General features: G+C 66.6%; 17 protein-coding genes, 1 rRNA gene and 1 pseudogene. 7 read left to right on the top strand and 12 right to left on the bottom strand.

Annotated features, from left to right (window positions below):
• Positions 1 to 75: 75 nt before the first annotated feature.
• The 5 genes from rrf (at position 76) to AC1D2F_RS22895 (ending at position 5,419) form a co-directional block, all read left to right on the top strand.
• Positions 76 to 192, top strand: a 5S ribosomal RNA gene (rrf, locus tag AC1D2F_RS22915).
• Between the two features lie 261 nt (positions 193 to 453).
• Entirely contained in the window at positions 454 to 1,422 is a 969-nt protein-coding gene (locus AC1D2F_RS22910; RefSeq protein WP_476967816.1) for a GNAT family N-acetyltransferase, read from the top strand.
• 585 nt (positions 1,423 to 2,007) lie between these two features.
• A complete protein-coding gene (locus AC1D2F_RS22905) occupies positions 2,008 to 4,209 on the top strand; it encodes an RCC1 domain-containing protein (protein ID WP_476967815.1) in 2,202 nt (733 codons plus the stop codon).
• Between the two features lie 191 nt (positions 4,210 to 4,400).
• Entirely contained in the window at positions 4,401 to 5,249 is an 849-nt protein-coding gene (locus AC1D2F_RS22900) for an SDR family NAD(P)-dependent oxidoreductase (RefSeq protein ID WP_476967814.1), read from the top strand.
• Between the two features lie 80 nt (positions 5,250 to 5,329).
• On the top strand, positions 5,330 to 5,419 hold the full coding sequence (locus AC1D2F_RS22895; RefSeq protein WP_229994021.1) for an excalibur calcium-binding domain-containing protein: 90 nt from the start codon (positions 5,330 to 5,332) through the stop codon (positions 5,417 to 5,419).
• Between the two features lie 97 nt (positions 5,420 to 5,516).
• Here the strand turns inward: AC1D2F_RS22895 and AC1D2F_RS22890 are convergent, their stop codons facing one another.
• The 8 genes from AC1D2F_RS22890 to AC1D2F_RS22855 all read right to left on the bottom strand — a co-directional run bounded on the left by AC1D2F_RS22890 (position 5,517) and on the right by AC1D2F_RS22855 (position 17,070).
• Positions 5,517 to 7,334 carry a putative bifunctional diguanylate cyclase/phosphodiesterase gene (locus AC1D2F_RS22890; RefSeq protein WP_476967813.1) on the bottom strand — a complete coding sequence of 606 codons (1,818 nt, stop codon included), beginning with the start codon at positions 7,332 to 7,334 and terminating at the stop codon, positions 5,517 to 5,519.
• Positions 7,335 to 7,491: 157 nt separating this feature from the next.
• Positions 7,492 to 9,834 carry a multicopper oxidase domain-containing protein gene (locus AC1D2F_RS22885; protein ID WP_476967812.1) on the bottom strand — a complete coding sequence of 781 codons (2,343 nt, stop codon included), beginning with the start codon at positions 9,832 to 9,834 and terminating at the stop codon, positions 7,492 to 7,494.
• Positions 9,831 to 10,538, bottom strand: a complete 708-nt coding sequence (locus AC1D2F_RS22880) for a hypothetical protein (protein ID WP_229994018.1) — start codon at positions 10,536 to 10,538, stop codon at positions 9,831 to 9,833. Before AC1D2F_RS22880 ends, AC1D2F_RS22885 begins: the two co-directional genes overlap by 4 nt.
• Positions 10,539 to 10,717: 179 nt before the next feature.
• The gene (locus AC1D2F_RS22875; RefSeq protein ID WP_090583485.1) at positions 10,718 to 11,044 is read right to left on the bottom strand and encodes a GYD domain-containing protein; all 327 of its coding nucleotides are present in this window, start codon (positions 11,042 to 11,044) and stop codon (positions 10,718 to 10,720) included.
• A 314-nt stretch (positions 11,045 to 11,358) separates the two neighbouring features.
• The gene (locus AC1D2F_RS22870) at positions 11,359 to 13,596 is read right to left on the bottom strand and encodes a putative bifunctional diguanylate cyclase/phosphodiesterase (RefSeq protein WP_476967811.1); all 2,238 of its coding nucleotides are present in this window, start codon (positions 13,594 to 13,596) and stop codon (positions 11,359 to 11,361) included.
• Positions 13,597 to 13,732: 136 nt separating this feature from the next.
• A complete protein-coding gene (locus AC1D2F_RS22865; RefSeq protein WP_476967810.1) occupies positions 13,733 to 14,905 on the bottom strand; it encodes a glycosyltransferase family 4 protein in 1,173 nt (390 codons plus the stop codon).
• A gap of 423 nt (positions 14,906 to 15,328) precedes the next feature.
• Complete coding sequence (locus tag AC1D2F_RS22860; protein ID WP_364747149.1) at positions 15,329 to 15,568, bottom strand: hypothetical protein; 240 nt, start codon at positions 15,566 to 15,568, stop codon at positions 15,329 to 15,331.
• 65 nt (positions 15,569 to 15,633) lie between these two features.
• The gene (locus AC1D2F_RS22855; protein WP_229994015.1) at positions 15,634 to 17,070 is read right to left on the bottom strand and encodes a flotillin family protein; all 1,437 of its coding nucleotides are present in this window, start codon (positions 17,068 to 17,070) and stop codon (positions 15,634 to 15,636) included.
• Positions 17,071 to 17,416: 346 nt separating this feature from the next.
• On the opposite strand from AC1D2F_RS22855, the gene AC1D2F_RS22850 reads away from it, so the two are divergent.
• Positions 17,417 to 18,844 (top strand): phenylacetate--CoA ligase family protein, encoded by a 1,428-nt coding sequence (locus AC1D2F_RS22850; protein WP_476967809.1) that lies wholly within the window; start codon positions 17,417 to 17,419, stop codon positions 18,842 to 18,844.
• A gap of 5 nt (positions 18,845 to 18,849) precedes the next feature.
• On the opposite strand, the gene AC1D2F_RS22845 is transcribed toward AC1D2F_RS22850, so the two are convergent.
• From AC1D2F_RS22845 to AC1D2F_RS22835, 3 genes and pseudogenes are all read right to left on the bottom strand, one after another.
• Entirely contained in the window at positions 18,850 to 19,728 is an 879-nt protein-coding gene (locus tag AC1D2F_RS22845; RefSeq protein WP_476967808.1) for an HNH endonuclease, read from the bottom strand.
• Between the two features lie 89 nt (positions 19,729 to 19,817).
• A complete protein-coding gene (locus AC1D2F_RS22840) occupies positions 19,818 to 21,029 on the bottom strand; it encodes a serine hydrolase domain-containing protein (RefSeq protein ID WP_476967807.1) in 1,212 nt (403 codons plus the stop codon).
• A 208-nt stretch (positions 21,030 to 21,237) separates the two neighbouring features.
• A pseudogene (locus tag AC1D2F_RS22835) lies at positions 21,238 to 21,387 on the bottom strand (helix-turn-helix domain-containing protein); the annotation flags it as partial.
• A 58-nt stretch (positions 21,388 to 21,445) separates the two neighbouring features.
• Between AC1D2F_RS22835 and AC1D2F_RS22830 the strand changes: the two are divergent.
• Positions 21,446 to 21,679, top strand: a complete 234-nt coding sequence (locus AC1D2F_RS22830) for a hypothetical protein (protein WP_229994011.1) — start codon at positions 21,446 to 21,448, stop codon at positions 21,677 to 21,679.
• 418 nt (positions 21,680 to 22,097) lie between these two features.
• Here AC1D2F_RS22830 and AC1D2F_RS22825 read toward each other — a convergent pair.
• Positions 22,098 to 22,406: dihydrofolate reductase family protein (locus tag AC1D2F_RS22825; protein ID WP_476967806.1), on the bottom strand; the 309-nt coding region annotated here is incomplete at its 5' end.

The raw sequence follows: 22,406 nt of genomic DNA, 5'->3' as shown, positions 1-22,406 counted from the left end.
CAACACCACAGATGTTGTAACCACCAGATTTCCCACCCCCACGCCACCAGGCGCCGGCGGGTGCGGACACAGGGTTACGGCGGTCATAGCGTGGGGGAAACGCCCGGTCCCATCCCGAACCCGGAAGCTAAGACCCACAGCGCCGATGGTACTGCACCCGGGAGGGTGTGGGAGAGTAGGTCACCGCCGGAACACCATTCACGGTCGAGGACCCCCAACCACAGGTTGGGGGTCCTCCCGCATTTAACGCGCCTTCGCAGATGAGCATGGTTAGAGTAAGCGGGAGTGCTGGACGAGGCCACCCAACTCACGCCATAATGCACACCACCACCAAGCAACGCGCGCAGCGATTTAGACCACCCCACGTGACCCTATCGCCGGGAGTGTCGGACTCGTTTCGCGATGGGGTTGCGTCTGATGGTTTGATGCGTGACGTCGTGGAGGGAGAGACTCATGACCGCACAGGAACCCGGGCGAAAGAGTGTCGGGGGCCCGGCGTCGGTCCGGCCGCTGCGCGAGACGGACCTCGATCGCGCTGACGAGATCTGCAGGGCGGCGTTCGGGATGTTCCTCGGGGTCCCCGATCCGTTCGGGACCGCCGACTATGTCCGCACTCGCTTTGCCGCCGATCCGCACGCCGCCTTCGCCGCGACGGTCGACGGCGAGCTCGCCGGATCGAACTTCGCCGCCAACTGGGGCAGCGTCGGGTTCTTCGGACCGTTGACCGTGCGTCCGGACCTGTGGGACCAGGGCGTCGGCAAAAGCCTGATGGAGCCGATCATGGGCTGCTTCGAGACCTGGGGGAACAGCCACCTCGGCCTGTTCACCTTCTCGCACAGTCCTAAACACCTCGAGCTCTACCGCAGGTACGGCTTCTGGCCCCGTTTCCTGACCGCCGTCATGCGTAAGCAGGTCGCGGCCCCTGGCGCGGTGCCCGGCCGGGTGACGTATGCCGAACTGTCCGCCGGCGAGCGGCCCGACTACCTCAATGCCTGCAAGGCCCTGACCGACGCCGTATACGAGGGTCTGGACCTGGAACGCGAGATTGCGGCAACGCACGCGCAGGGGCTCGGCGACACCGTACTGCTTCCGGGCGAATCGGGGCTCGACGGGCTGGCCGTCTGTCACTGCGGACCGGGCTCGGAGGCTGGTGCGGATGTGTGCCTCGTCAAGTTCGGTGCCGTACGCCCGGGCCGGCAGGCCGATGACAGATTCGAACGACTACTCGACGCCGTTGAGCAACTGGCCGCCGAGCGCGGACTGGGTCAGCTCGACGCCGGGATGAATCTGGGTCGCCCGGATGCCTATCAGCGCATGGTCGCCCGCGGTTTCCGTACCGGGTTGCAGGGCGTGACCATGCACCGGCCCAACGAGCCCGGCTACAGCCACCCCGACGCCTATGTGATTGACGACTGGCGCTGACATATCCGTCCCGTTGCCATCATTCTTGCGATACCTGCGCCAAGGCGCGTCGCCTGAAGATCCTCGTTGCCCTTTGGCCGGGGTACACGGCCCAGACTGGATGGACACGTACTGCACCCGGGAGGGTGTGGGAGAGTAGGTCACCGCCGGAACACCATTCACGGTCGAGGACCCCCMACCACAGGTTGGGGGTCCTCCCGCATTTAACCCACAAACCATGAAATTGGACGAGCTGGCTCTGGATGGAATCGGCCGTTTGGATGCTAGAGTCCGTCTCACGGCTCTTTGTGTAGCCCATAAATTCTGGTCTGTGGGGGGACTTGTGCGAACTGTGCGCTCAAAAGCTTGGGTTCAAAAACTGACGGCAGTATTGATTTGCAGCATCATGTTGGGAGGGGCCGCTTCAGCTGGCCCGGCGCAGGCAATTGTGCCTTCTGCATTCATCCATTCCGCGATGGCAATGGCGTCCGGAATGACGACTCCGGGGGACCCTGGAGCCTTTCGGTCCGTAGCACCGAGACGGGTCTGGATACACGATGGGGTGGAGGCACGCCCGTCGGCTCCGATTCGTCGGTTTCCTTCTCGGTGGCCGAGTACAAGGGCACATCCAGCGGCATCGCAGCGGTGGTGTTCAACCTCACCGTGACGGAACCGGGGTCCTTCGGGTTCGTGACAGCCTACGCCGGCGGAGGCGCCAAGCCGTCCGCCTCGAATCTGAACTATTCCACTGGCCAGACGGTGTCGAATCTCGTCACGGCGCCGGTCGGAGCCGATGGCAAAGTCACCCTGTTCAACCGCTCGCCAGGAACGGCCCACCTCATTGTCGATGTGGCCGGCTTCTATCTGGAAGGGGCGGTCAGCCAGCCTGGGGCATTCCAGCCAATGGCACCAACCCGTTTCCTGGACACGCGCACCAGAAAGGCTGTGGGACCGGGCTCGGCAGTGTCCTTCCAAGCCGCCGGGGTACACGGCATACCGTCGACCGCTGCGGCCGTAGTCTTCAACCTGACCGCCTCCGAGGCAAAGTCCTTTGGATTCGTGACAGCGTATCCGAGCGGGACGAAGCGGCCAACGTCGTCGAGCCTGAACTATTTGATGGACCAGACGGTGCCGAATCTTGTCACTGTTCCCGTCGGCGCTGACGGGAAGGTGAGTTTGTTCAACCAGTCCTCCGGTAGCGTGCAGCTTTTGGCGGACGTTGCAGGCTACTTCTTGCCCGGAGATCCCAAGGCGCCCGGCGTCTTTCATCCGCTGGAGCCGTCACGGGTGCTGGACACGCGCAAGAGTTCCGCAGCGGCGGCCGACGGGGCGGTCTCGTTCCAGGTCGCAGGGGCCAACGGCGTCCCGGCGGGAGCTGCGTCGGTGGTGTTCAACCTGACAGTGACTGAAACGGAAACCTTTGGGTTCGTCTCGGCCTACCCCAGCGGCACGAAGCGGAGCGATGCATCAAACCTGAACTATTCCAGGGGGCAAACGGTTCCGAACTTGGTCACAGTGCCTGTCGGGGCGGACGGCAAGGTCACGCTCTTCAACCGTTCGAAGGGTAGAGCGCAACTGATTGCCGACGTCGCCGGCTACTACGTGGCCGGCACACCGACTGAAGGAGCGGCCTACACCTGGGGCGGCAACTACGCCCGTGAAGCAGGCACAGGCTATGGGGAAGGCACTTCCAGCCCGGATCAGGTGCTGGGGGTCAACGCCACGAGCATCAAGGCGGCTTACTACTCCCGCTACGCGCTGCTCAAGGATGGAACCGTGAAGGCCTGGGGCGACAACGCTGCCGGCCAGCTGGGCAACGGCACCACTGCCGAAGGGCTAAACCCCGTCACGGTCAAGGGGCTCGGCGGCGTGGCGGCAATCGAAGCAGGGTATCAAACGGCCTACGCCGTGCTGAGGGATGGTTCAGTTCGAGCGTGGGGTGCGAATACCCGCGGTCAGCTGGGAAACGGATCCACAACAGGCTCCCGTGTACCTGTGGCCGTCAAGGGCCTGTCCGGAGTGGCAGCCGTCGTTGCCGGCGAATCGGTCGCGTACGCGTTGCTGAATGACGGCAGCGTCTATGCCTGGGGCGACAACCGGAGCGGCCAACTGGGGAACGGCACAACAGTTAGTACGTCCACACCCGTCAAGGTGCACGGCTTAGCTGGAATCGCGGCAATCACCACAGCAGGGCAAACCACTTACGCCAGGACCACTGACGGGAAGGTCCTGTCGTGGGGGTCCAACGAGGGAATGGCATTGGGCAATGGAAACCCAAGCAATGACGCTGTGGTGAGAGAGCCCACGGCGATTCCACGCTTGTCCGGCGTGACCTCGGTAGTCTCCGGAATGTACAGCGCCTACGCATTGCTCGACAGCGGAGCCGTCATGGCGTGGGGCTCCAACAACTTCGGCCAACTCGGCAACGGGAGCACTGCGAACTCCGCCGTCCCGGTTCCCGTGGACGGCGCCTCCGGGACCGTCTCCCTCGCCGCGGCATTAGGAGCTGCCTACGCCGTGCGTCGGGACGGTAGCGTCCTGGGCTGGGGAAACAACCGTTACGGCCAGCTGGGGAACGGAACCACCACGAATGCGCTGGTACCGACGCCGGTCGTGGGCGTTCGGAACGCGAAACACCTGGCGGTGAACGGCGACAACGGCTATGCGCTCACCTCCGACGGCACCGTATATGCCTGGGGGAAAAACGCTGACGGACAACTGGGCAACGGAACCACCACCGACTCCACCGTTGCCGTCAAGGTCAGCGGCCTCGAAGGGGTTGGTTCAGTCATCCCGAGTGGCTCTTGAAATTCGCTGCAACGACGGGCTGACTGCGCACGCAAGCCCCGATCAATGCATCGGCGGGATCAGGGAAACTCCCAGCAGATTCCGGGGAAAGCCCCGGCCCGTCCGGAACGAACACCTGGTTGGGCTCGTTAGAATTTGACGGGGCTGGATTCCAAAAGACCAGCCCAACGCTTCGTTCTAAGGACACTTCAATGCCCGAGCGCACTATCGTCATCACCGGAGCCAGCGACGGCATCGGCGCGTCCGCCGCCCGGACCTTCGCCGGGCAGGGGGAGCGAGTGGTCGTCGTCGGGCGTTCCGCGCAGAAGACCGAGACGATCGCGAACGAAATCGGCGCCGACTTCTTTGTCAGTGACTTCGCCGATCTTGCCCAGGTGCGCACGCTGGCCGCGCAGCTGAAGGAAAGGTACCCGCGGATCGACGTCCTGGCGAATAACGCCGGCGGCATCATGGGACCGCGCGAGCTCACCGTGAACGGCCACGAGACAACCTTCCAGGTCAACCACCTGGCCCCGTTCCTGCTCACCACCGAACTGATTGACGTGCTGACCGCCAGCCAGGCCACCGTCATCAACACTTCGAGCGTCGCGAATTCGCTTTTCGGCAAGCTGGACATCGACGACCTCGACGCGGCCCGCAAATACTCCACCAACCGCGCCTACGGCAACGCCAAGCTCGCCAACATCCTCTTCACCACTGAGCTCCACAACCGCTACAACATCGAGGGGATCTCGACGGCGGCGTTCCACCCAGGCGGCGTGGCCACCAACTTCGCGGCCGACTCCACGAGCCCCATGCGCCTGGCCTACAAGTCCTTCCTCAAGCGCTTCATGCTGACCCCGGACCAGGGCGCAGACACCCTTGTGTGGCTCGCCAACTCCACCCCGGGCCACGACTGGATCTCCGGCGCCTACTACGCCAAACGGACGCTCTCCAAGGCCAACAAGCAGGCCTACGACGCCGGCCTCGCCAAGGCCCTGTGGCAGCGCAGCGAGGCGATGGTGGCCCAGGACCTCGACAAGCTGGAGCGCCGGCCGTAATTCCGCACGGGGTCGGCCGCAGCGGGGCCCGGGACAAGACCAGCGGAAAGCCGGTCACCACCTTCCGCGTCAACAGCACCGTGTACAGCTACAACGACGGCGGTGCGCGGCACTGGGGCGAATACGACCTGGACCGTGACAACGACGGCATTGCCTGCGAAAAGCGCTGATGTGAATCTTCGGGATCCCCGCCCAGCGGCGGGGATCCCGACAGGTTTAACCGGCGACCCGGCCCTAACGGCGCGCGCCCCGCCGGCGACCGCCCGGCTACCGCCCGGCGTCGACCTTGTCCAGGGCGTTCAGGGCGCTCTCCATGGTCCCGGCCAGGTGGCTTGCAGGGGCCGGCTTGGCGAACAGGTAGCCCTGCAGCGAATCGCAGCCGCGGTCCATCAGGTACTTGGCCTGCGCGGGGGTCTCGATGCCTTCCGCCGTGACCAACAGGTCGAGGGCATGCGCGGCCTTGATCATGGTGGCGAAGAACGGGAGCTGTTCCTGGCCGGTCTTGATCATGGCCACGAGGGAGCGGTCGATCTTGACGTTGTCCAGGGGCAGCTCCTGGAGCCGGCCGAGCGTGGAATACCCGGTGCCGAAGTCATCCATGGCAATCCGGACACCGGCCTCGCGCAGCTGCCGCAGCTGGCCCAGCACGTCCGAGGAAGCGTCGAAGAACACGCTCTCCGTCAGCTCAAGCGTGAGCTGGCGCGGATCAACACCGGTGGACGCGGCAATCCCGAGCACGTCCGTGGCGAAGTCCCGGTGCTGGAACTGCAGGCCCGAGACGTTCACGGCGACGCTGTAGGCGGGGTCGCCGGCCAGCCACGGCCGGATCTCGGCGCAGGCGCGGCGCAGGACTTCATCGCCGATCTCGCGGATCAGGCCGCTCTGCTCCGCCACGGGCAGGAACTGGTTCGGCGGCACCAGACGGCCGTGCCGCTCCCACCTGGCGAACGCCTCGAACTGCACCACCGAACCGATGCCGAGCGAGACCACGGGCTGGTAGTGCACCGAGATCTGGCCCAGCTCGACGGCGCGCCGGAGCCCGGAATCGCCGTCGGCCTTGTGGGCCGCGGTGCTCAGCATCTCCGGCCGGAACCGCAGCCAGGTGTTCTTCCCGGCGGCTTTCGCCGCGGTCATGGCCGCGTCGGCCTGCCGCAGCAGTTCCGCCCCGTCCAGCGTCTGCCCTGACTTGGACGCCAGGCCCATGCTCACGCCGGGCCGGACCATGGAGCCGCCCGCGCGCAGGGGCGCGTAGAGGGACTCGGCGATCCGCCTGGCCACCGCGTCCGCGTTGAGGCACTCGGTCAGCAGCACCGCGAATTCGTCGCCGCCGACCCGGGCCACGGTGTCATGCGGGCGGACGCAGTTGCGCAGCCTGCTCGCCAGCTCCACCAGCAGCTCATCGGCCGCCGAGCGTCCCAGCACGTCATTGAGGTGCCTGAAGTCATCGACGTTCAGCAGCAGGATGTCCACCGGATCCGGGCGGCGCAGGGCCGCGGCGAGGCGCTCGTTGAAGAGGGGGCCGTTGGGCAGCGCCGTCAGCGGGTCGCGGAGGGACCCGGCCTTGAGTTCGTCGTCGTGCTCGACAAACGCCACGGGAGCGGCAGCCGCCGGAAGTCCCCCAAAGCCAGTCGCTCCCCCTGAAACAAGAGTACGACGGCGGAGAAAGTCGCCGCTTAGGGAACGGCCGGCGCCGCCGGCACTGGAGTTTCCTCCGGGGTTTCCTCCGGCAGCGCCACGGATCGAGAGGGCCACGGACGTTCCGGCGTCGGCCGATCCTGCCGGCGGGGGGACAAGGGCACACGTGATTTCGACCGGGAGTTCAGTGCCGTCGGCACGGCGGCCCGAGCCGGCGAACGGCGAGCGGGGACTGGCGGCCTTGCCCAGCCCGGCCAGGACGCCGTGGAATTCCTCCCGTGAGGCCTCGGCCAGGAGCATGCTGTGGTCTGCGCCCAGGAGCTGCGCCCGCGGGTAGCCAAAGAGCCGTTCCGCGGCCGGGTTGAGGAAGGTAATGGATCCGTCCGGGCCGACCAGCAAAAGCGCGTCCGGGCTGTACTCCAGCAGTTGTTGTGCGAAACCAGCTTCCATGATGTCTGACAGCCCCCCAGGCGGTGAATACGGATAGCGGGCACCTTGCTAAGAGCAGGGCGCACTGCACTGACTGAATCATATGCGGTGCGGGCTCCCCGAACGTGACGGGTATCACGCCGCAATCAGATGTGTCGAACGCGCCACCCGGGCCGCGCTAGACGGCGACGACTGGAATCCTCCGAGTGAAGAGGACCTTCTCGGTGATCCAGTCCAGCAGGTCCACGGTGAGCCAGTACGTGCCCGGTGCCGGCGGGCGCAGCAGCATGTCGTAGCGTTCGGCGGCGCCGAAGTTGATCAGGCTGGACCGCAGAGGGCCTGTGGAAGAAATCGGCCGTGCCGGTCCGGTGGGGTTGGACGTGTCCCGGAACGGCCGCCCGTCGTGCGAGATGAGTTCAGCCATGACAACCGGCTTGCCTGCGGAATCGGTGAAGCGCACATTGACCGGGAAGTAGTTGGCGTTGAGCAGACGCAGCAGGGTGGGTTTGGTGGCACCTCCTGCCATCCTGGCCCGGATGCGGGTCAGCCGGATTGGGCCTTCTATTTTCGGGGCACGGGCTAATTCACCGCCCAGAAGGTAGAAGTGCTTGGGATTGAACTTGTCCAGTCCGGCGTCTTCGCCCGAGAGCCCGGCGGCGTGGTTGAGTTCGTGCCAGCGGGGGTCGACGGAGAAAGGGACGAGGAGAGTCTCGGTGTCGATGTCGTATTCCGGTCCGTCAACGAAGGCCCGCCTGGCGCCTTTGGTCACCGGAAAGTCCGGGTGGACTGGAGGGTCGATGATCAGCGGGCCGAACATGCCCATTTGTACGTGCAGTGTGGTGTTGACGTGGCAGTGGTAGAAATACGTTCCGGACGCGCCCACATTCGGGTTGCCGGGCTGCCCGCGTTCCGGCCGCCACTGATAGGTGTAGCTTCCGGAAACCTCGAAGGAGGTGTGGCCGACGCCGTCGTTGCGTGGATCCGGCTCGATGCCGTGCCAGTGGATGGTGTGCACTTTCTTGCTCGGGAGCACAGTGCCGTGGAACAGCTGCCCCTCGGTGAGCCGGATCAGCGGTGCGGGGAAGATCCTCCCGGAGTTCTCGGTCTCGAAGGTCCAGATCTCGAATTTGCCGCCGTCGTCGAACACCATTTCGCGGTTGAAGAACTTGAACTCGTGTTCCACGTCCGGGCTCTGGCGGAACTCGGTTTCGGGGCTTCCCTCGTGCATCTGATGGGAGCTGAAATCGACCTGGGTGCGGAACAGCTCGTGGGTGGCCTCGCTTCCGGTTGCGGGGGCCGCTACGGTCCAGTGGCCAACGAGCCCGCCGGGATACATGCCGCCCCGCGCTACCTGGGAGGGCTCGGCATGGCAATGCATCGGGTAGTCATAGTCCTCTTTCCGGGCGTTCCACACCTCATCGATAATTTCCGGCGGCCGCCTCAACGGGAGCATGGAGTCCTTGCGGTCCAGCGGGTGCATTTCGATGACGTCTTCCCACTGCTGCAGCACCACGTGACCGTCAGCGTCAATGTTTCCGCCGGTACGCGGAAACATGCTCCCGTTGCGGTTGACGGTCCAAAGGTGGTTTCCGTGGAAGTGGAGCTGGTGGTGGACGACGCCGGCGTTGAGGAAGCGCATCAGCTGGCCGGTCCTCACAGTTCCTGCCGCGGCGCTCAGGCTGAAATTGCGGACGTCGATCTGCCGGGGCGAGCCTGACAACAGGGAGTCCTCTTCCCGCACGCGGTTCAGCGCCAGGTCAGTGGACGCGGCCAGCGATTGGAAGCCGCTGCGGCGGTTGAGCGTAAAAAACCGCGGATACACCGGTGTCTTGTCGGGATCCACCGTTCCGTTGCGCGACGCGATGCCGGCCCACACCGGGTCAACGTTGTGGAGCATCCACAACCATTGGCGTTCGAATTCCGGCCCGTTGGGCATGGGCAGCCACGGCGAGGCCGGATCGGTGACCAGCAGGGCACCAAAAAGGCCCAGGACGCGCTGGACCGGGTCGGCGGTCGGATCGGCCGGATCGGCGCCAGGATCGCAGTAAAGGTAGGTGCCTGCCTTGGGGGCCGCGAATTCCAGGGTTTTGGTTTGACCGGGCCTGATCACGCCTGTACCGACGTGGCTGTTCCCCGCTCCCGCGTTGAGGAACTGCAGTGCGTGCTCCTGGGCCAGGTGGTTGGTGACKCGGATGCTGACGGTGCTGCCTGTTTCGGCGATCAGGGTCCGTTCCGGGAAGAAGCTGGCCCAGAATGCGCGGCGGACCAGGAATTCCCCGGGGTTGGCAGGGTCCTTGGCGGCAGGTGCCGGGCGTCCGAGCGGGGGAATGGCGGCCTTCAGGGGGTAGGTGCGGCTCGCCACGATCGAACCGTTGCGCAGGAACACCCTCGGGCTTACCGTCAGGCTGGGCTTCGGGTCGTTCACCAGCGTCCGCCGGTCACCGAAACCCCGGTGGTAGACGCGGGATCCGTCCACCATCGGCAGAAATCCGTCATTAATGTGGATATCGAGCGGGCTCATGACTTCACCTGGCTGACCGTCAGAGACGGCAGGGGGAGGACGGCCGTGCCATCGTGTTCCGGTTCCGAATACTCCAGCTCCATCGCGACGGCGTCGTGAGGCGCCAGGTAGCTGATCCAGAGATGCTCTGCGGCCCCGGGCCCGACCGAGCCCGGGCCGCGGTCGAAGTCCTGTGGAGTGACAGTGGTTCCGGACGGGAGCAACCTGAGACGCAGTTGGCCGGGGCTGAAGAGCACGGGTTCCTGACTGGAGTTGCGGACTTCAACCTCGAGGAGGACGACGTCGCCCCAGGTCAGGTTTAGCGGCTGGGGCCAGCCGGGATCCTCAGGTGGTGCGCTGTCATGGTCATGGTCGTGGGAAGTTGCGGGGAGGGTCGTCGGGCTCGCGGCGCGATGGAAACTGCCCGCGACGGCCCTGTTTGCGCCGGCGGCCATGGCTCCGGGATCGGCGAGCACGGCGGCTGCGCTTTCGATTGACCGGAAGGCCTGTTGGCCCTGGGCGTTCAGCCGGGCGAGGCGGCCGGCCCGGGTGACCGCCAGGACACCAAAGGCCGTATCCAGTTGCGTTGCAGACCGTGGACCGCTTCGGGAGACGGCGGCGTATGTGCCGCCTGCCATCAGCAGGAAGGCCCCGCCCCCCACGATCAGTCCGAACTGGCGCCGGTTCAGGACTGGGCCGGAAATCAGGGGGGAGCGTGCGTCCATGGTTGTGCCTCCACGTTGAGTCCGCGATAAGGCCCAATGGTGCTTACACGGCCCTATAGAAAACTTGGGAGGAGCCCGGACGCGAGTTTGCGCACCGCTTTCGGGACGGCGGACGCGATGCCAGCGGCCAGGAGTGCGTTGCACTGCAGCCTGGCCGTGGTGCCAGTTCGCGTGGAATGTCAGGTGCCGGGCGGGCGGTACTTAATCTGTTCGGCTTTCCGCAGGGCTTCCATCGTTTCGTCGACGGTCAAGAGCACTGTCGTTTCGAAAGAGCTCAGTGCGCCTCCTCCGCTGATCGCCAAGGCAACCGCGGCCATGGACACGTTGTCGGGAGCCTCCCATAAGTTGTAGCCGTCGTGGGCGCCGAATGCGTACCAGAATCCATGGAGTTTTCCTCCGACCGATTCGATGTATGCCTGGGCGGCCTTTCCGCGGTCCTCGGGGTTGCTCATCAGCCTCGCCCAGGTCTCCGGTGTGTAGCTGAACTTCGACAGATAGAGCGGCATCGTCTCTTCCTTTCGTTCGCTGTCGGATGTGCGGATTCACCAAGAATGGCAGTCTGCTGCCAGGCCAGCAATGCAGCCGGGCCACGACGTCGCCCGGACCCGGCACCAGCCGAGCTACCCGGGCAGCGGTAAGCCCTCGAGGTCAGCGATGGCCGCAGCTGAGTTTCTGGTTCCCACGGCGATACCGGCCCCCAAGCGACGGAAGTTCATACAGCGATGATGTTCCCGGCCGAGGTGCCCGGATCAATGCGTTCCCTGCATCATGGGGTCCTTAGGCCCTGTGTCCAGCACATTGGCCACGGAGCTTTGGCGGGTCACCGGTTGCCGGGCACCCGATCGCCCCGCAGCGCGGCGATGGCCCGGGCCGCGCGGTCCAGCGCAGGCTTGAGCGCGGCCTCCGGCTGGGGGCCCGAAAACAGGAAACCCTGCAGGGCATCGCAGTCCAGCTTCATCAGGTAGCCGGCCTGGGCGGACGTTTCCACGCCCTCTGCTGTGACGGTGAGCCCCAGTCCGTGGGCCATGCCGATCATGGCGTTCAGGATGGGCAGCTGTTCCGTGCCGGTCTTGATCATGGACACGAACGACTGATCGATCTTCAGCGTGTCCACGGGCAGGCCCTGCAGGCGTCCCAGGGAGGAAAAGCCGGTGCCGAAGTCATCCAGCGCCACGCGGACGCCGACCGTGCGCAGGCTCATGAGCTGCTGGATCACGTGGCAGTCGTCCTCGAAGAAGACGCTCTCCGTCACTTCCAGGACGAGCTGGCGCGGGTCCACGCCGCAGGATTCCGTTACGGCCAGGACCAGCTCGGCGAAGTCCCCGTGCTGCAGCTGGACCCCGGAGACGTTCACGGCCAGCGACCGGGAGGAGTCCTCCTCCAGCCAGGGCTTGAGCTCGGTGCAGCCGCGCAGCAGCACCTCGGTGCCGATCTCGACAATGAGGCCGCTGCGTTCCGCCGCCGGAATGAACTGCTTGGGCGGAACCAGCGCGTCGTCGCGTACCCAGCGGGCCAGGGCCTCGACCTTGGTCACGGTCCCGCTGCCGGCGGAGACGATCGGCTGGTAGTGGACGGCGATCTGTCCGCTGTCCACGGCGAGCCGCAAGCCCGCCTCGAGGTCGTTGCGGTCCACCAGGGCCTTCAACATCTCCGGCCGGAAGCGCATGTACCGGTTCTTGCCGGCGGCCTTGGCGGCATACATCGCGACGTCAGCACGGCGCAGGAGCTCGGAGGCGTCCACGGCGGCCTCGCCGATCGAGGCGATCCCCAGGCTGAGGCTGGGCCGCAACATGGTGCCGTCGATCCACACCGGGACGCGCAGCGAGTCGACGATCCGGACAGCAACCGCCTCGGGCTCCAGCGACTCGATCAGGAGCACCACGAACTCGTCGCCGCCCAGCCGGGCCACGACGTCGTCCGGCCGCACGCACGCGCGCAGCCGCCGGCCTACCTCAATGAGCATCTGGTCCCCGGCATGGTGGCCCAGGATGTCGTTGACTTCCTTGAAGTCGTCCAGGTCCAGCAGCAGGACGTCCACGGCGGTGCCGCGCGGATCCGCGAGGGCGCTGGCGAGCCGGTCGTTGAACAGCTGGCGGTTGGACAGCCCGGTCAATCCATCCCGGAACGCCAGCGCCTTGAGCTGGGCGGACTGCGCGGCGAGGTCTGCCATGGCCCGGGTGATCCGGTCCTGGGCAACCTTGGCCGCGGTCACGTCGCGGAAGCTCCACACCCGTCCGACCACCTGGTCCGCGACTTTTTGCGGGCGCGAATAGCGTTCGAAAGTCCGGCCGTCGCGGAATTCCAGGATGTCGTGGCTCTCCGCCGCGGGATCGGCGTAGAGAGCCTCGACCTTTTCGACAAACTGGGCCGGCTCCCGCAGTTGGTCCAGGACGAAGCCCATGACGGCCTCATCGTCCCCGGTGGCCAGCATTGCCCGCGGGATGCCCCACATGGTGAGGAACTGATTGTTGACGCCGGCGATCTCGCCCTCGCTGCTGACCACGAGGATGCCGTCGGCCGTGGATTCGAGCGTCGCGCTCAGCAGCGACATGGCCTCGCGGAGGCTGTCATCGTTCTCCGGCCGGTGCGAGGTGTCCCGGACCGCGGCGATCATGCTCGCAGTACCATTACCAGCGCCGTCCCCGGTCACGAAGATGGCCCCGGCCACCTCGGCCTGGAACTCCGTGCCGTCCCGCCGTACCCCATAGGCCTCCACGGGAGCGGTGTCTGCCTCGTCGCCGTCGGCGTCTGTGTGGGCGTCGCGGCGGAGGTTGAAGAACAGCCGCTCTAGCCCGTTCCGGAACCCCTCGGCCAAAAGAATGCGGTGGTCCGAGCCCACGAGCTCCGCACGGGCGTACCCGAACATGCGCTCCGCGGCGGTGTTGACCATCCTGATGGACCCGTCCTCGGCCACCACCAGCAGGGCATCGGGGCTGGATTCCACGAGATCCCCGTAGCCCGGGACCGCGCCGGAGACTTCCTCTGGGACTGCGCCGGAAGCTTCCTCCGGGCACGACGACGCCGTCACCGGGCTGCCGCCGTGCGAACCTGAGACCACCAACGAGACATTTAGAACCCTCCCCTCGGGAAATCATAGGCGTCCCGAGGCTCCCTTGGGTGTCAACACGTGGGCGGAGCGGATCCAGGCCCGCGGGTAAGGACCAAACGCCCCGTTGCGCTATCACCTAGGGTGCTCAAAAGCCCGGGTTGGCCGCCCTAAGTGATAGGGCAACGAGAGGGGACTGGCCAATTAGGGGTTCCCGGGTCACGGCCTTGTAATGGCCAACGAGTTCGGCCCCGAGGACGGACCACGTCCGGCCCTGGACCGAGGCGTGCGCCGCCGCGGCGAACGCGCGGCGCTTGGCGTCGTCGCCCATCAGGTCCACCACCCGGGCACGGAGCGCGGCAAGGTCGCCGGGCTCGTACAGCCAGCCGGTCCGCGAATTCTCCACGAGGTCCAGCGGGCCGCCTCGGCCCGTGGCCACCACCGGCACTCCGGACGCCATGGCCTCCTGGATGGTCTGGCAGAAGGTCTCGAACTCGCCGGGATGGACGAAGAGATCGAAGGACGCCACGGCCCGGGCGAGGTCGGCGCCGCCGAGGAATCCGGTGAAGACCGCCTGCGGCAGCGCGGCTTCCAGGGCTGGCCGCTGGGGCCCGTCGCCCACGATCACCAGCCGGGTCCCGGGAACATCTGCCAGCACCGCCAGATCCTCCACCTGCTTCTCCGCTGCCAGCCGGCCTACGTAGCCGATCAGGCGCTCGCCGCCAGGTGCCACCGAAGCCCGCCAGCCGGCGTCGCGCTTCGCGGGGTTGAACCGCTGGGTGTCCACGCCGCGCCGCCACATGTCCACGCGCGGAATGCCGCGGCCGCGGAGCTGGTTGAGCGCGAAGGTGGAGGGGACCAGGGTGCGCGAAGCCAGCAGGTGGATCTGGTCCACCCGGTTCCAGGCCCAGTTCTCCAGGAAGGGGACGCCGTAGCGGCCCGCGTAGCCGGGGACCTCAGTCTGGTAGATGGCGACCGTGGGGATGCCGAGCTGGTGGGCCGCCTGCGCTGCCCGCCAGCCGAGCACGAACGGGGACGCGAGGTGAACGACGTCGGGCGCGTAGTCGGCAAGGATTCGCTTGACCCGATACACACCGCCCATCGCCACCCGCACATTGGCATAGCCGGCCAGCGGAACCGAGGGGAGCCGGTGGACGTGGGCGCCATAGACCTCGTCCGGGACGTCCGTGTCCTGCGTGGACGGCGCGATCACGAGCACCTCGTCCCCGCGCTCCTGCAGATGCTCCAGCACGCGCAGGATGGAGTGGGTGACTCCGTTCATGAGCGGCAGGAATGATTCGGCGACGATTGCGATCCTCACTCCTCCACGGTGCGGGCGGCGGCTTGCGGCGCGGGGGAGCGGGTGTGGCCTGCAGGGGAAGAGTGGGTTAACACGTGGGCGCGCTCAGGCGTGAACTGCCACGGGGCGGACAGCGCGGAAAATGGGCGGTCAGGGCGGGGGCGTGCGGGGACCTAGCTAGGAAGTGCCAAGAGGGCGTACTTGACTGCGGCCATGCGTCCGAGGCGCAAAACCCGACAAAGCAGCGGTGCCGGACGGCATGACGAAAGACGAGCTACAGCGGATCGGGCCAGTTGCCGACCGGGAACAGGGAACGGATGCCGGAAACCATCGCTATCCTCACACCCGGACCGCTACGCGCACGCATATTGCCTTCCATCTGAAAATACCTCCAGAGGCTACGGAACTTCAGAATACGCCCGTCGCCTCCAAGCGTCCAGAGGGTCATTCGGCCTTGAGGATATCCGGAAGCTCGTCCACAAACACGGTTTGCGGCGGTTCAAAATAAATGACCAGGACCTGCTCGCCCACGGCGAAGACGCTGCTCTTGTCGAACGGGTGCGCATGGAACGCGCTGGTTCCGCCGCGGACGGGGAGCATGACCTCGCCGATGGTGCCCGGGCCGATCCGACCCGTGACCCGCCCGATCTTTCCGGTCAGGCTCCGGTCAACATCCCTGTGCATCAGAATCCCCGTACATCTAAACCCCTGCGTATCAGAATCCCCGTGTTTGCCCTCGCATGGCAGCCCTACGCCCCCGGAGCCTTGGTATCCCGTTTGGCGGCGTCCCGGCCGTGCTTGAGCGCGGTGGAGAGTGCCGGGAGGTAATCGCCCACCTGTGCCAAAATACCGCCGATCATCCGGTTGACCCCTTCGCCGCCGTTGAGGACGGTCATCTGGCCGACGTGGGAAAACGGCTCGGCCGCCGCCGCCACGATCGCCGGCATGTTCTCGGCGAGCTGCTGGGAGATGACGGCGTCCTGGTTGGTTGCGAGTGCTTCGGCACGGGCCTTGATGCCTTCCGCCTCGGCCAGTGCCTTGGCCTTGATGGCGGAGGCGGCGGCATCGCCGCGGGCCTTCGTGGCGGCGGCCTCGGCCTCGCCGGTGACCTTGGTGGCCCCGGCCGCCGCCGCTGCCGCCGTCGCGTTCGCCTGGGCCTGCAGCTCAGTCCGCCGGGCGTTGGCCGTAGCCTCGAGCTCGGTGCGCCGGGCCAGCGCCTCGGCCGCGCTGATGTCTGCGGATTTCTGACCCTCGGCATCGGTGCGCTTGGCGTAGGCCCTCGCGTCGGCGGGCTTGCGGACGGTGGTCTGTAGCTTCTGCTCCTCCCGGTCGGCCTCGAGCTTGGCCACTTCGGTTTCCTGGACCACCACCTGCTGACGCGCCGTCGCGTCCGCCAGCGGCCCGGCCTGGGCCGCGTTCGCCTTGGCGCGCTCGGCATTGGCCTGCGCCTCGGACTGCCGGATCGCGGACACGCTCCGGGCGTCGGCAATCAGGGCCTCGGCCTCCGCTTCCTTTTCTGCGGCCTCCCGGTTCCGGGTGGCCTCCGCGATGCGGGCTTCCATCTTGACCATGGCGATGTGCGGCTTGGCGATGTTCTGGATGTAGCCCGTGGGGTCCTGGAGGTCCTTGATCTGCAGCGAGTCGACCACCAGGCCTAGCTTTTCCATTTCGACGCCGCTGGCGCTGCGGACCTGGGAGGCCAGTTTGTCGCGCTCGCGGATGATTTCCTCGACCGTCATGCTGCCGATGATCGAACGCAGGTGGCCCTCGAAGACGTTGTACACCTGGCTTTCCATCTTGGGCTGCTGGCCCAGGAACCGCCGTGCGGCGTTGGCAATGAACGGCGGGGCGTCCCCGATCTTGTAGATGACCACGCCGTCGACAATCACCTGGATGCCCTGGGAGGTCACGCAGGAGACCTTGAGTTCGGTTTCATTCAGCGTCAGGGACAGCGGCCGCACAGTCTGGAGGCCGGGCAGCACCAGGGCCCCCTTGCCCGTGACGATCTTGAAGTCCATCCCCTCCCGGGTTTCCAGCGTGCCGCGGGTCAGCCCGGAGATGATGAGGGCCTCGTTCGGTTCCGCTACCTTCCACATCAGTTTTGTTGCCACCCAGATGACGCCGACGACGGCGACCGCCCCCAGGATGATCGAAATGAGCGGATACAAAAATGACAAGTCCGGCATAACCAGGTCCTTTCACGGCGGTGGAAAAAGGTATTAAGCAAAGCCCCAAACGATGCTGCTGGTAGTCCCGGCCGGCCTGGAGGCAGGAATTCTTACGCCGCCCAGCCAGCCGTTGTACACAGTCTGTGGTGCTGCCTGCCGTTAGTCCAGCAATTCGACGGTGTCCGGGCATATGCCCAGGTCCCGCCGGTGCCTAAAGCCCCTGTTGGGGCGGCCGCCGCCGTGCCAGCGTGGGAGAGGGTGCGAGCGTGGAAGAGCGGGTGAGCGTGAAAGAGCGGGTGAGGCCGAGATCTGGAGTGCCGGCCCCGCGAAAGGATGATGGGTGATGCGCGGCTCTCCTCTCGGGATGACACGACTGACCGGGATCGCGTGGGACATCTGGCGAGCCGGGCGGGCAAGCCAGGACGCGATCGCCCGCCGGCAACGGGGCCGGCTCGCCGCGCTGGTTGAGTGCGCGCGGTCCTCCTCGCCCTACTACCGCAGGCTGTACCGGGACGTTCCGGACACGGTCACCGATCCGGTCACGAACCTGGGGGAGCTGCCTCCGGTGGGCAAACGCGAGCTCATGGAGAACTTCGACGAATGGGTCACCGACCCGCACATCACGCTCGCCGGGCTGAAGCAAGACCTGCTCGATGACCCCTCGCGCATCGGCGGCCTCTACCGCGGGCAGTACCTCGTGGTGACGTCGTCGGGGTCCACGGGGGACCCCTCGGTCCTGGTCCACGACCGGACCTCGCAGCTGGTGGCGAGCCTCCTCGGCCCGATCCGCGAACGGCGGACCCTGATGACGGCTGCGGAGGCCCGCGCTTTCCTGCACCGGGGGCTGCGGGCCGCGGCGCTGATCGCGGACGGCGGCCACTTTGCCGGCGTCGTGCTGACCGAAGCCGCGCGGCGACGCAGCCCCCGCATTGCCCGCAGGGTCCGCGTGTTCTCCGTGCTCCGGCCGCTCCCGGACCTCGTGGCGGACCTCAACGACTTCCAGCCGACCGTCCTCTACGGCTATCCGAGCGCCATGCTGCAACTGGCCGCCGAACAGAAATCGGGACGGCTCAGAATTCATCCGCTCCTGGCGGTCGCTTCCGGGGAGTCCCTGGCAGCCCATGCCGGGGGGGGACATCGAGGCGGCCCTCGGCTGCCGGGTCACTGTGCGGTACCTTGCCTCGGAGGCCCTCGCACTGACCAGCCGCTGCCGGCAGGGGCTGCTTCATGTCAACGCGGACTGGAACATCGTGGAGCCGGTGGACGACGCCTTCCGTCCCGTGCCGGCCGGGGAACTCTCCCACACGGTGCTGGTCACCAACCTGGCCAACGGGGTCCAGCCGCTGATCCGGTACAACCTGGGCGACCGGGTGCAGCTGGGTGCCGGGCCGTGCGCCTGCGGCAGTCCGTTCCCACGCTGCGGGTCGAAGGGCGCAGTGGCGACGTACTGAGCTTTGGTGCCGCCGAAGGGGCAGAGTTCGACAGCGCAGGGTTGGACGGCGCAGGGTTGGACGGCGCAGTGGTGACCGTGTTGCCGTTGGCGCTGGGGACGGTGATCGAGGAGACCGCCGGCGTCCGGCGGTTCCAGGCGATCCGCACCGGGCTGCGGTCGATCACCGTGCGGCTCGAGCTCTGGCCGGGCGCCGAGCCAGGTGCCGTGCAGGCGGCGACTCGGGATCGACTTGGTGCGTTCTTCGCGGCCCAGGGCGCCGACGGCGTCGACGTCCGGTTTGCCGAGGAGCCGCCCCGGCCGGACCGCAGCGGCAAGTTCCGGCAGGTGTGGTCCGCCTGAGAACGCTACTGCTGTTTAAGGATCCGCCGGGCGTCCTGCTGGGCCTGGAGCTCTTTCTGGGTCAGCGCCTGCCCGGTCAGGTACCCGGCTCCGGCCATGACCCGGCGCAGCTCCGCGACCGTGCGCGGCGTCGTCACCCCGAGGTGCGCCATGGCATGGCAGTTGGCGCAGAGCGGCACGAGGTCCGTGACGGGATCAAGTTCATAGGTGCCGCCCAGCTGTGACACCGGGACCAGATGGTGGACCGGGATGAAGTCCTTGCCGATGTCCCCGTAGGCGATTTCAAAGGAGAACCCGCACACGGCGCAACTGGTCCCGTGATGGGCGATGCAGGCCCGCCGCGCGTCCGGATTGTGCTCATACCGGTTCACCTCGACCCGGCTGACCGCCGCCGACGTGACGGTTCCGGGCACCGGCTGGGTGGGGTCGGCCCCCGGCGGCGGGCCAAACTCTCGCCAGAGTCCGCGGATCAGGGGCGCGACGGGCGGTTCGACCGCCAGCGCGGGGCCGGGCAGAGCTTCCCAGTCGAGGCCGGGCACGGTCTCCTGGAGGACCGCGGGCGGGATCTGGTCCCCGGCGGGCAGGAGGGCGTCGAAGGCCACCCGGACGTAGAGCGGGGACCAGTCCTCCGCGGCGCCCGCGGCGTCCGGTGCTTGGGGCCGTGGCGCCGGCCGCTCCGAGACGATAACGCCGTGGCCGATCAGGCCGCGCCCGCGGCGGCCCTGGAGCACCAGCCACGCGTCCGCGCCGGAGGTAGCGAAATCTGTCGTGCCGACCTCCCAGCTGGCCAGGAACCGGCCGGTTTCGGCGACTTCTTCCAGGACCGCCGGGTAGGTCCATTCGTTCCATTCGTCGGGGTTCCAGACGAGGATGATGGCTGTCATCTGCCCATTGTCGCAGTGACTTTTGCCTGATTGTCACGGAGACGACTACTGGTCACAGAGACGCCTGCTTGTCACCGACACTGCCGCCGTTAGCCCGGACTTCCTGCGGCATTGTTGAGGGGCCCTGTCGGCCCGGTCTGGCACGTGGCGTTGAGGGTGTCCTCCGCGATGGATTCCATCTGGTGCAGGATGCGGGTGTCCCCGGACCGGAGCGGTTCCGGCGGGTAGGCCACGGCCATGGTGAGCTGCCGGGTTCCGTCCGCGCTGGTCATGGCGATGGTGCCGTAGCCGGGCACGTCGCCGGGATGGCCGTAGTAGAAGTTGTTGGTGCAGAGGTCGTTCCAGCGGACCACACCGAGTCCGTACCTGGCGTAGAGCGGGCTCTCCATTTGCGCGATCGTGTCCGGCTTGAGCAGCCGGTTCTGCAGCAATGCGCGGTAGAACGTATTCACGTCCGCCACGGAGGACACCATGCCGCCGGCGGCGTTGTCGATCTGGGCGGCCGGGTACGTGACATCGAGTTGTTTGCGGTCCAGCGCGATGTAGCCGTGGATCATGGACGACGGCGGCGGCCCGACGGCCGTCATCGAAGTTTCGCTCAGGCCAAGCGGCTGGATGATGTCGGTGCTGATCACCTCGCCGATCCGGCGGCCGCTCAGGCGCTCGACGATCAGCGCCAGGGCAATGTAGTTCGAGTTGGAGTACTCAAATCCCTGGGCCAGCTTGGCCTGCCACGATATCCGCCCCGCCATGGCCAGCAGGTCCGCCAGGCTCACCCTGGTGGTCAGGGCCTCCCGCACGGTGGCCGGATCGAACAACGGCCCGTCCACGGACGGCATGCCGGAGCGGTGCTGCAGCAGTTGGCGGACGGTGACAGGTCCCGGCGGGTGCATCACCTTGTTAAACTCCGGCAGGTAGGTGCTGACCGGTGCGTCCAGCTCCAGCCGGCCTTCCTCGGCCAGTCGGAGCACACAGACCGCCACCATGGATTTGGTGATGCCGCCCACGTGGACAGGGTCCGTTATTTCGGCCCGGGAATGGCTGGCCAGGTTTCGAACACCGTAGGCCGCGGACCACTCGTCCCCGCCCACGCGGATCTGGATGAGCACGGCCGGGGCGCCGTCGTCGAGCAATCTCCTGCTGAACTGTTCCAGCATGGCCCGGTAGCCGGAATCGGGCGACACCGGCTGCGCCGGCGGCTGGGGCCCGGGACTGCACCCGCCCGTCGCCGCCGCGAGCACGACGGCGACGATCGCGGCCGTGAGCCGGCGGAACGATGCTCGAGTCCAGGCCACCGACATGATGGTCCTTCTTGCAGGGCGGGTTTGTGGTCGGCGTAGGAGGATGCCCCTGGCCGGGCACAGTCCTGACCCTTGTGATGCTCCTCAGCCGGACGTCAGGAGACCAGAGCCATAGGTCACGGGTGTGGATTTGATAGCTCTTCGGCGGCGTTCTGTGGTCGCTTGGTGTCGCCTTCAGGGAGGATGCGACGCGGCTAGTCCCTTGAGTGCTCGCGACCCGTCTATAAAACGTTGCTCGGGACATTCCGAGATCGCGGGCAACCTGCGCAGCGGGCTGACCGCCTTCGACCAGGCGGACAGCGCGTCGAATCTGACTGTCGGTGACCCGGCGGGGTCGGCCGCCAAGGTCCTTTCCTCCGGAGCTCGTCCCACGGCGGAACCTGTACACAGGACTTCGTCGGTGCAACACTGCGTCGATGAACATCTTCGAGTGGTGGCCTCTGGTCGATGCGGAAACACGCCGCTGGCTCATTGAGCACAACGGCGAGCCGCTGCCGCCGCATGTCATCGCCGACATCATGGCGACTACGGGCGGCGTGACCGATTCTGAGTGGTGGGCTGGCGAATCAGGAGACGGTCCCCAGCTTTCCGACGAGGCTGTGGATTGGATCGAGGCTGTCGCCAACGATGAGGAGCCGACAGCCGGCTGATATCTTCCGCCCCGTCCCGCTGAGCGTTCGGCTTACGGGCAGAGCTGCCTGCTGGTGCTTCAGCGTGGCACCACGTCACTGAAAGGGATCACTTTGTGGTGCTGCTCGCGGAGGCGGAGCTAGTGTGCGGATAGGCCAGTTTTCTCGCGTGGGTCGCACAATTCGGTGTCGTTCAAGGGACCATCATCGACGCCACACTGCGGAGCGGGATCTGGTGATCTGCGAGTCCCAATTGGAGTTGGCGCGTTTGCTGTTCGCGGACTTCGATGGCTCGGTGGGCCATATTGTGGCGCAACCGTTTCTGTTGAAGGCTGAGGTCGCCGGGGCGGTGCGCAGGCACATTCCGTACTATCTGCTGCCCGCCGACGTGGGGCCGCTGGTGGTGGAATACTTCCCCGACCGCGCGGAGGAATTGCGCTCAGCGCCTCGTCTCGTACCTGGTCAGGACCACGCCGCCGGGAAACGTCCGCGTCTCCACCAGGTCCAGGTTCACCCAGCTGTCCAGCGCGGTGAAGAACGGAGTGCCGCCGCCGACCAGGACCGGATGGGTGGCCAGCACGTACTCGTCGATCAGCCCGGCCCGCATGGCCGCCCCGGCGAGCGTTGCGCCGCCGACGCTCATCGGGCCGCCGTCCCCGGCCTTGAGCCGAGTGATCTCGGCGATCGCGTCGCCGCTGACCAGGCGGGTGTTCCAGTCGACCCTGTCGATCGTCGAGGAGAACACCAC

It is taken from the genome of Arthrobacter sp. P1_B3 (assembly GCF_056406615.1).
The sequence above is the reverse complement of the archived record's forward strand: the minus strand, read 5'-3'. Positions and strand labels throughout refer to the sequence as shown.

Bases quoted from the DNA above. Each gene is read 5' to 3' on its own strand.
- AC1D2F_RS22910 (WP_476967816.1), top strand. From the start codon at position 454: ATGACCGCACAGGAACCCGGGCGAAAGAGTGTCGGGGGCCCGGCGTCG.
- AC1D2F_RS22900 (WP_476967814.1), top strand. From the start codon at position 4,401: ATGCCCGAGCGCACTATCGTCATCACCGGAGCCAGCGACGGCATCGGC.
- AC1D2F_RS22890 (WP_476967813.1), bottom strand. From the start codon at position 7,334: ATGGAAGCTGGTTTCGCACAACAACTGCTGGAGTACAGCCCGGACGCG.
- AC1D2F_RS22880 (WP_229994018.1), bottom strand. From the start codon at position 10,538: ATGGACGCACGCTCCCCCCTGATTTCCGGCCCAGTCCTGAACCGGCGC.
- AC1D2F_RS22875 (WP_090583485.1), bottom strand. From the start codon at position 11,044: ATGCCGCTCTATCTGTCGAAGTTCAGCTACACACCGGAGACCTGGGCG.
- AC1D2F_RS22860 (WP_364747149.1), bottom strand. From the start codon at position 15,568: ATGCACAGGGATGTTGACCGGAGCCTGACCGGAAAGATCGGGCGGGTC.
- AC1D2F_RS22855 (WP_229994015.1), bottom strand. From the start codon at position 17,070: ATGCCGGACTTGTCATTTTTGTATCCGCTCATTTCGATCATCCTGGGG.
- AC1D2F_RS22850 (WP_476967809.1), top strand. From the start codon at position 17,417: ATGACACGACTGACCGGGATCGCGTGGGACATCTGGCGAGCCGGGCGG.
- AC1D2F_RS22845 (WP_476967808.1), bottom strand. From the start codon at position 19,728: ATGACAGCCATCATCCTCGTCTGGAACCCCGACGAATGGAACGAATGG.
- AC1D2F_RS22840 (WP_476967807.1), bottom strand. From the start codon at position 21,029: ATGTCGGTGGCCTGGACTCGAGCATCGTTCCGCCGGCTCACGGCCGCG.
- AC1D2F_RS22830 (WP_229994011.1), top strand. From the start codon at position 21,446: ATGAACATCTTCGAGTGGTGGCCTCTGGTCGATGCGGAAACACGCCGC.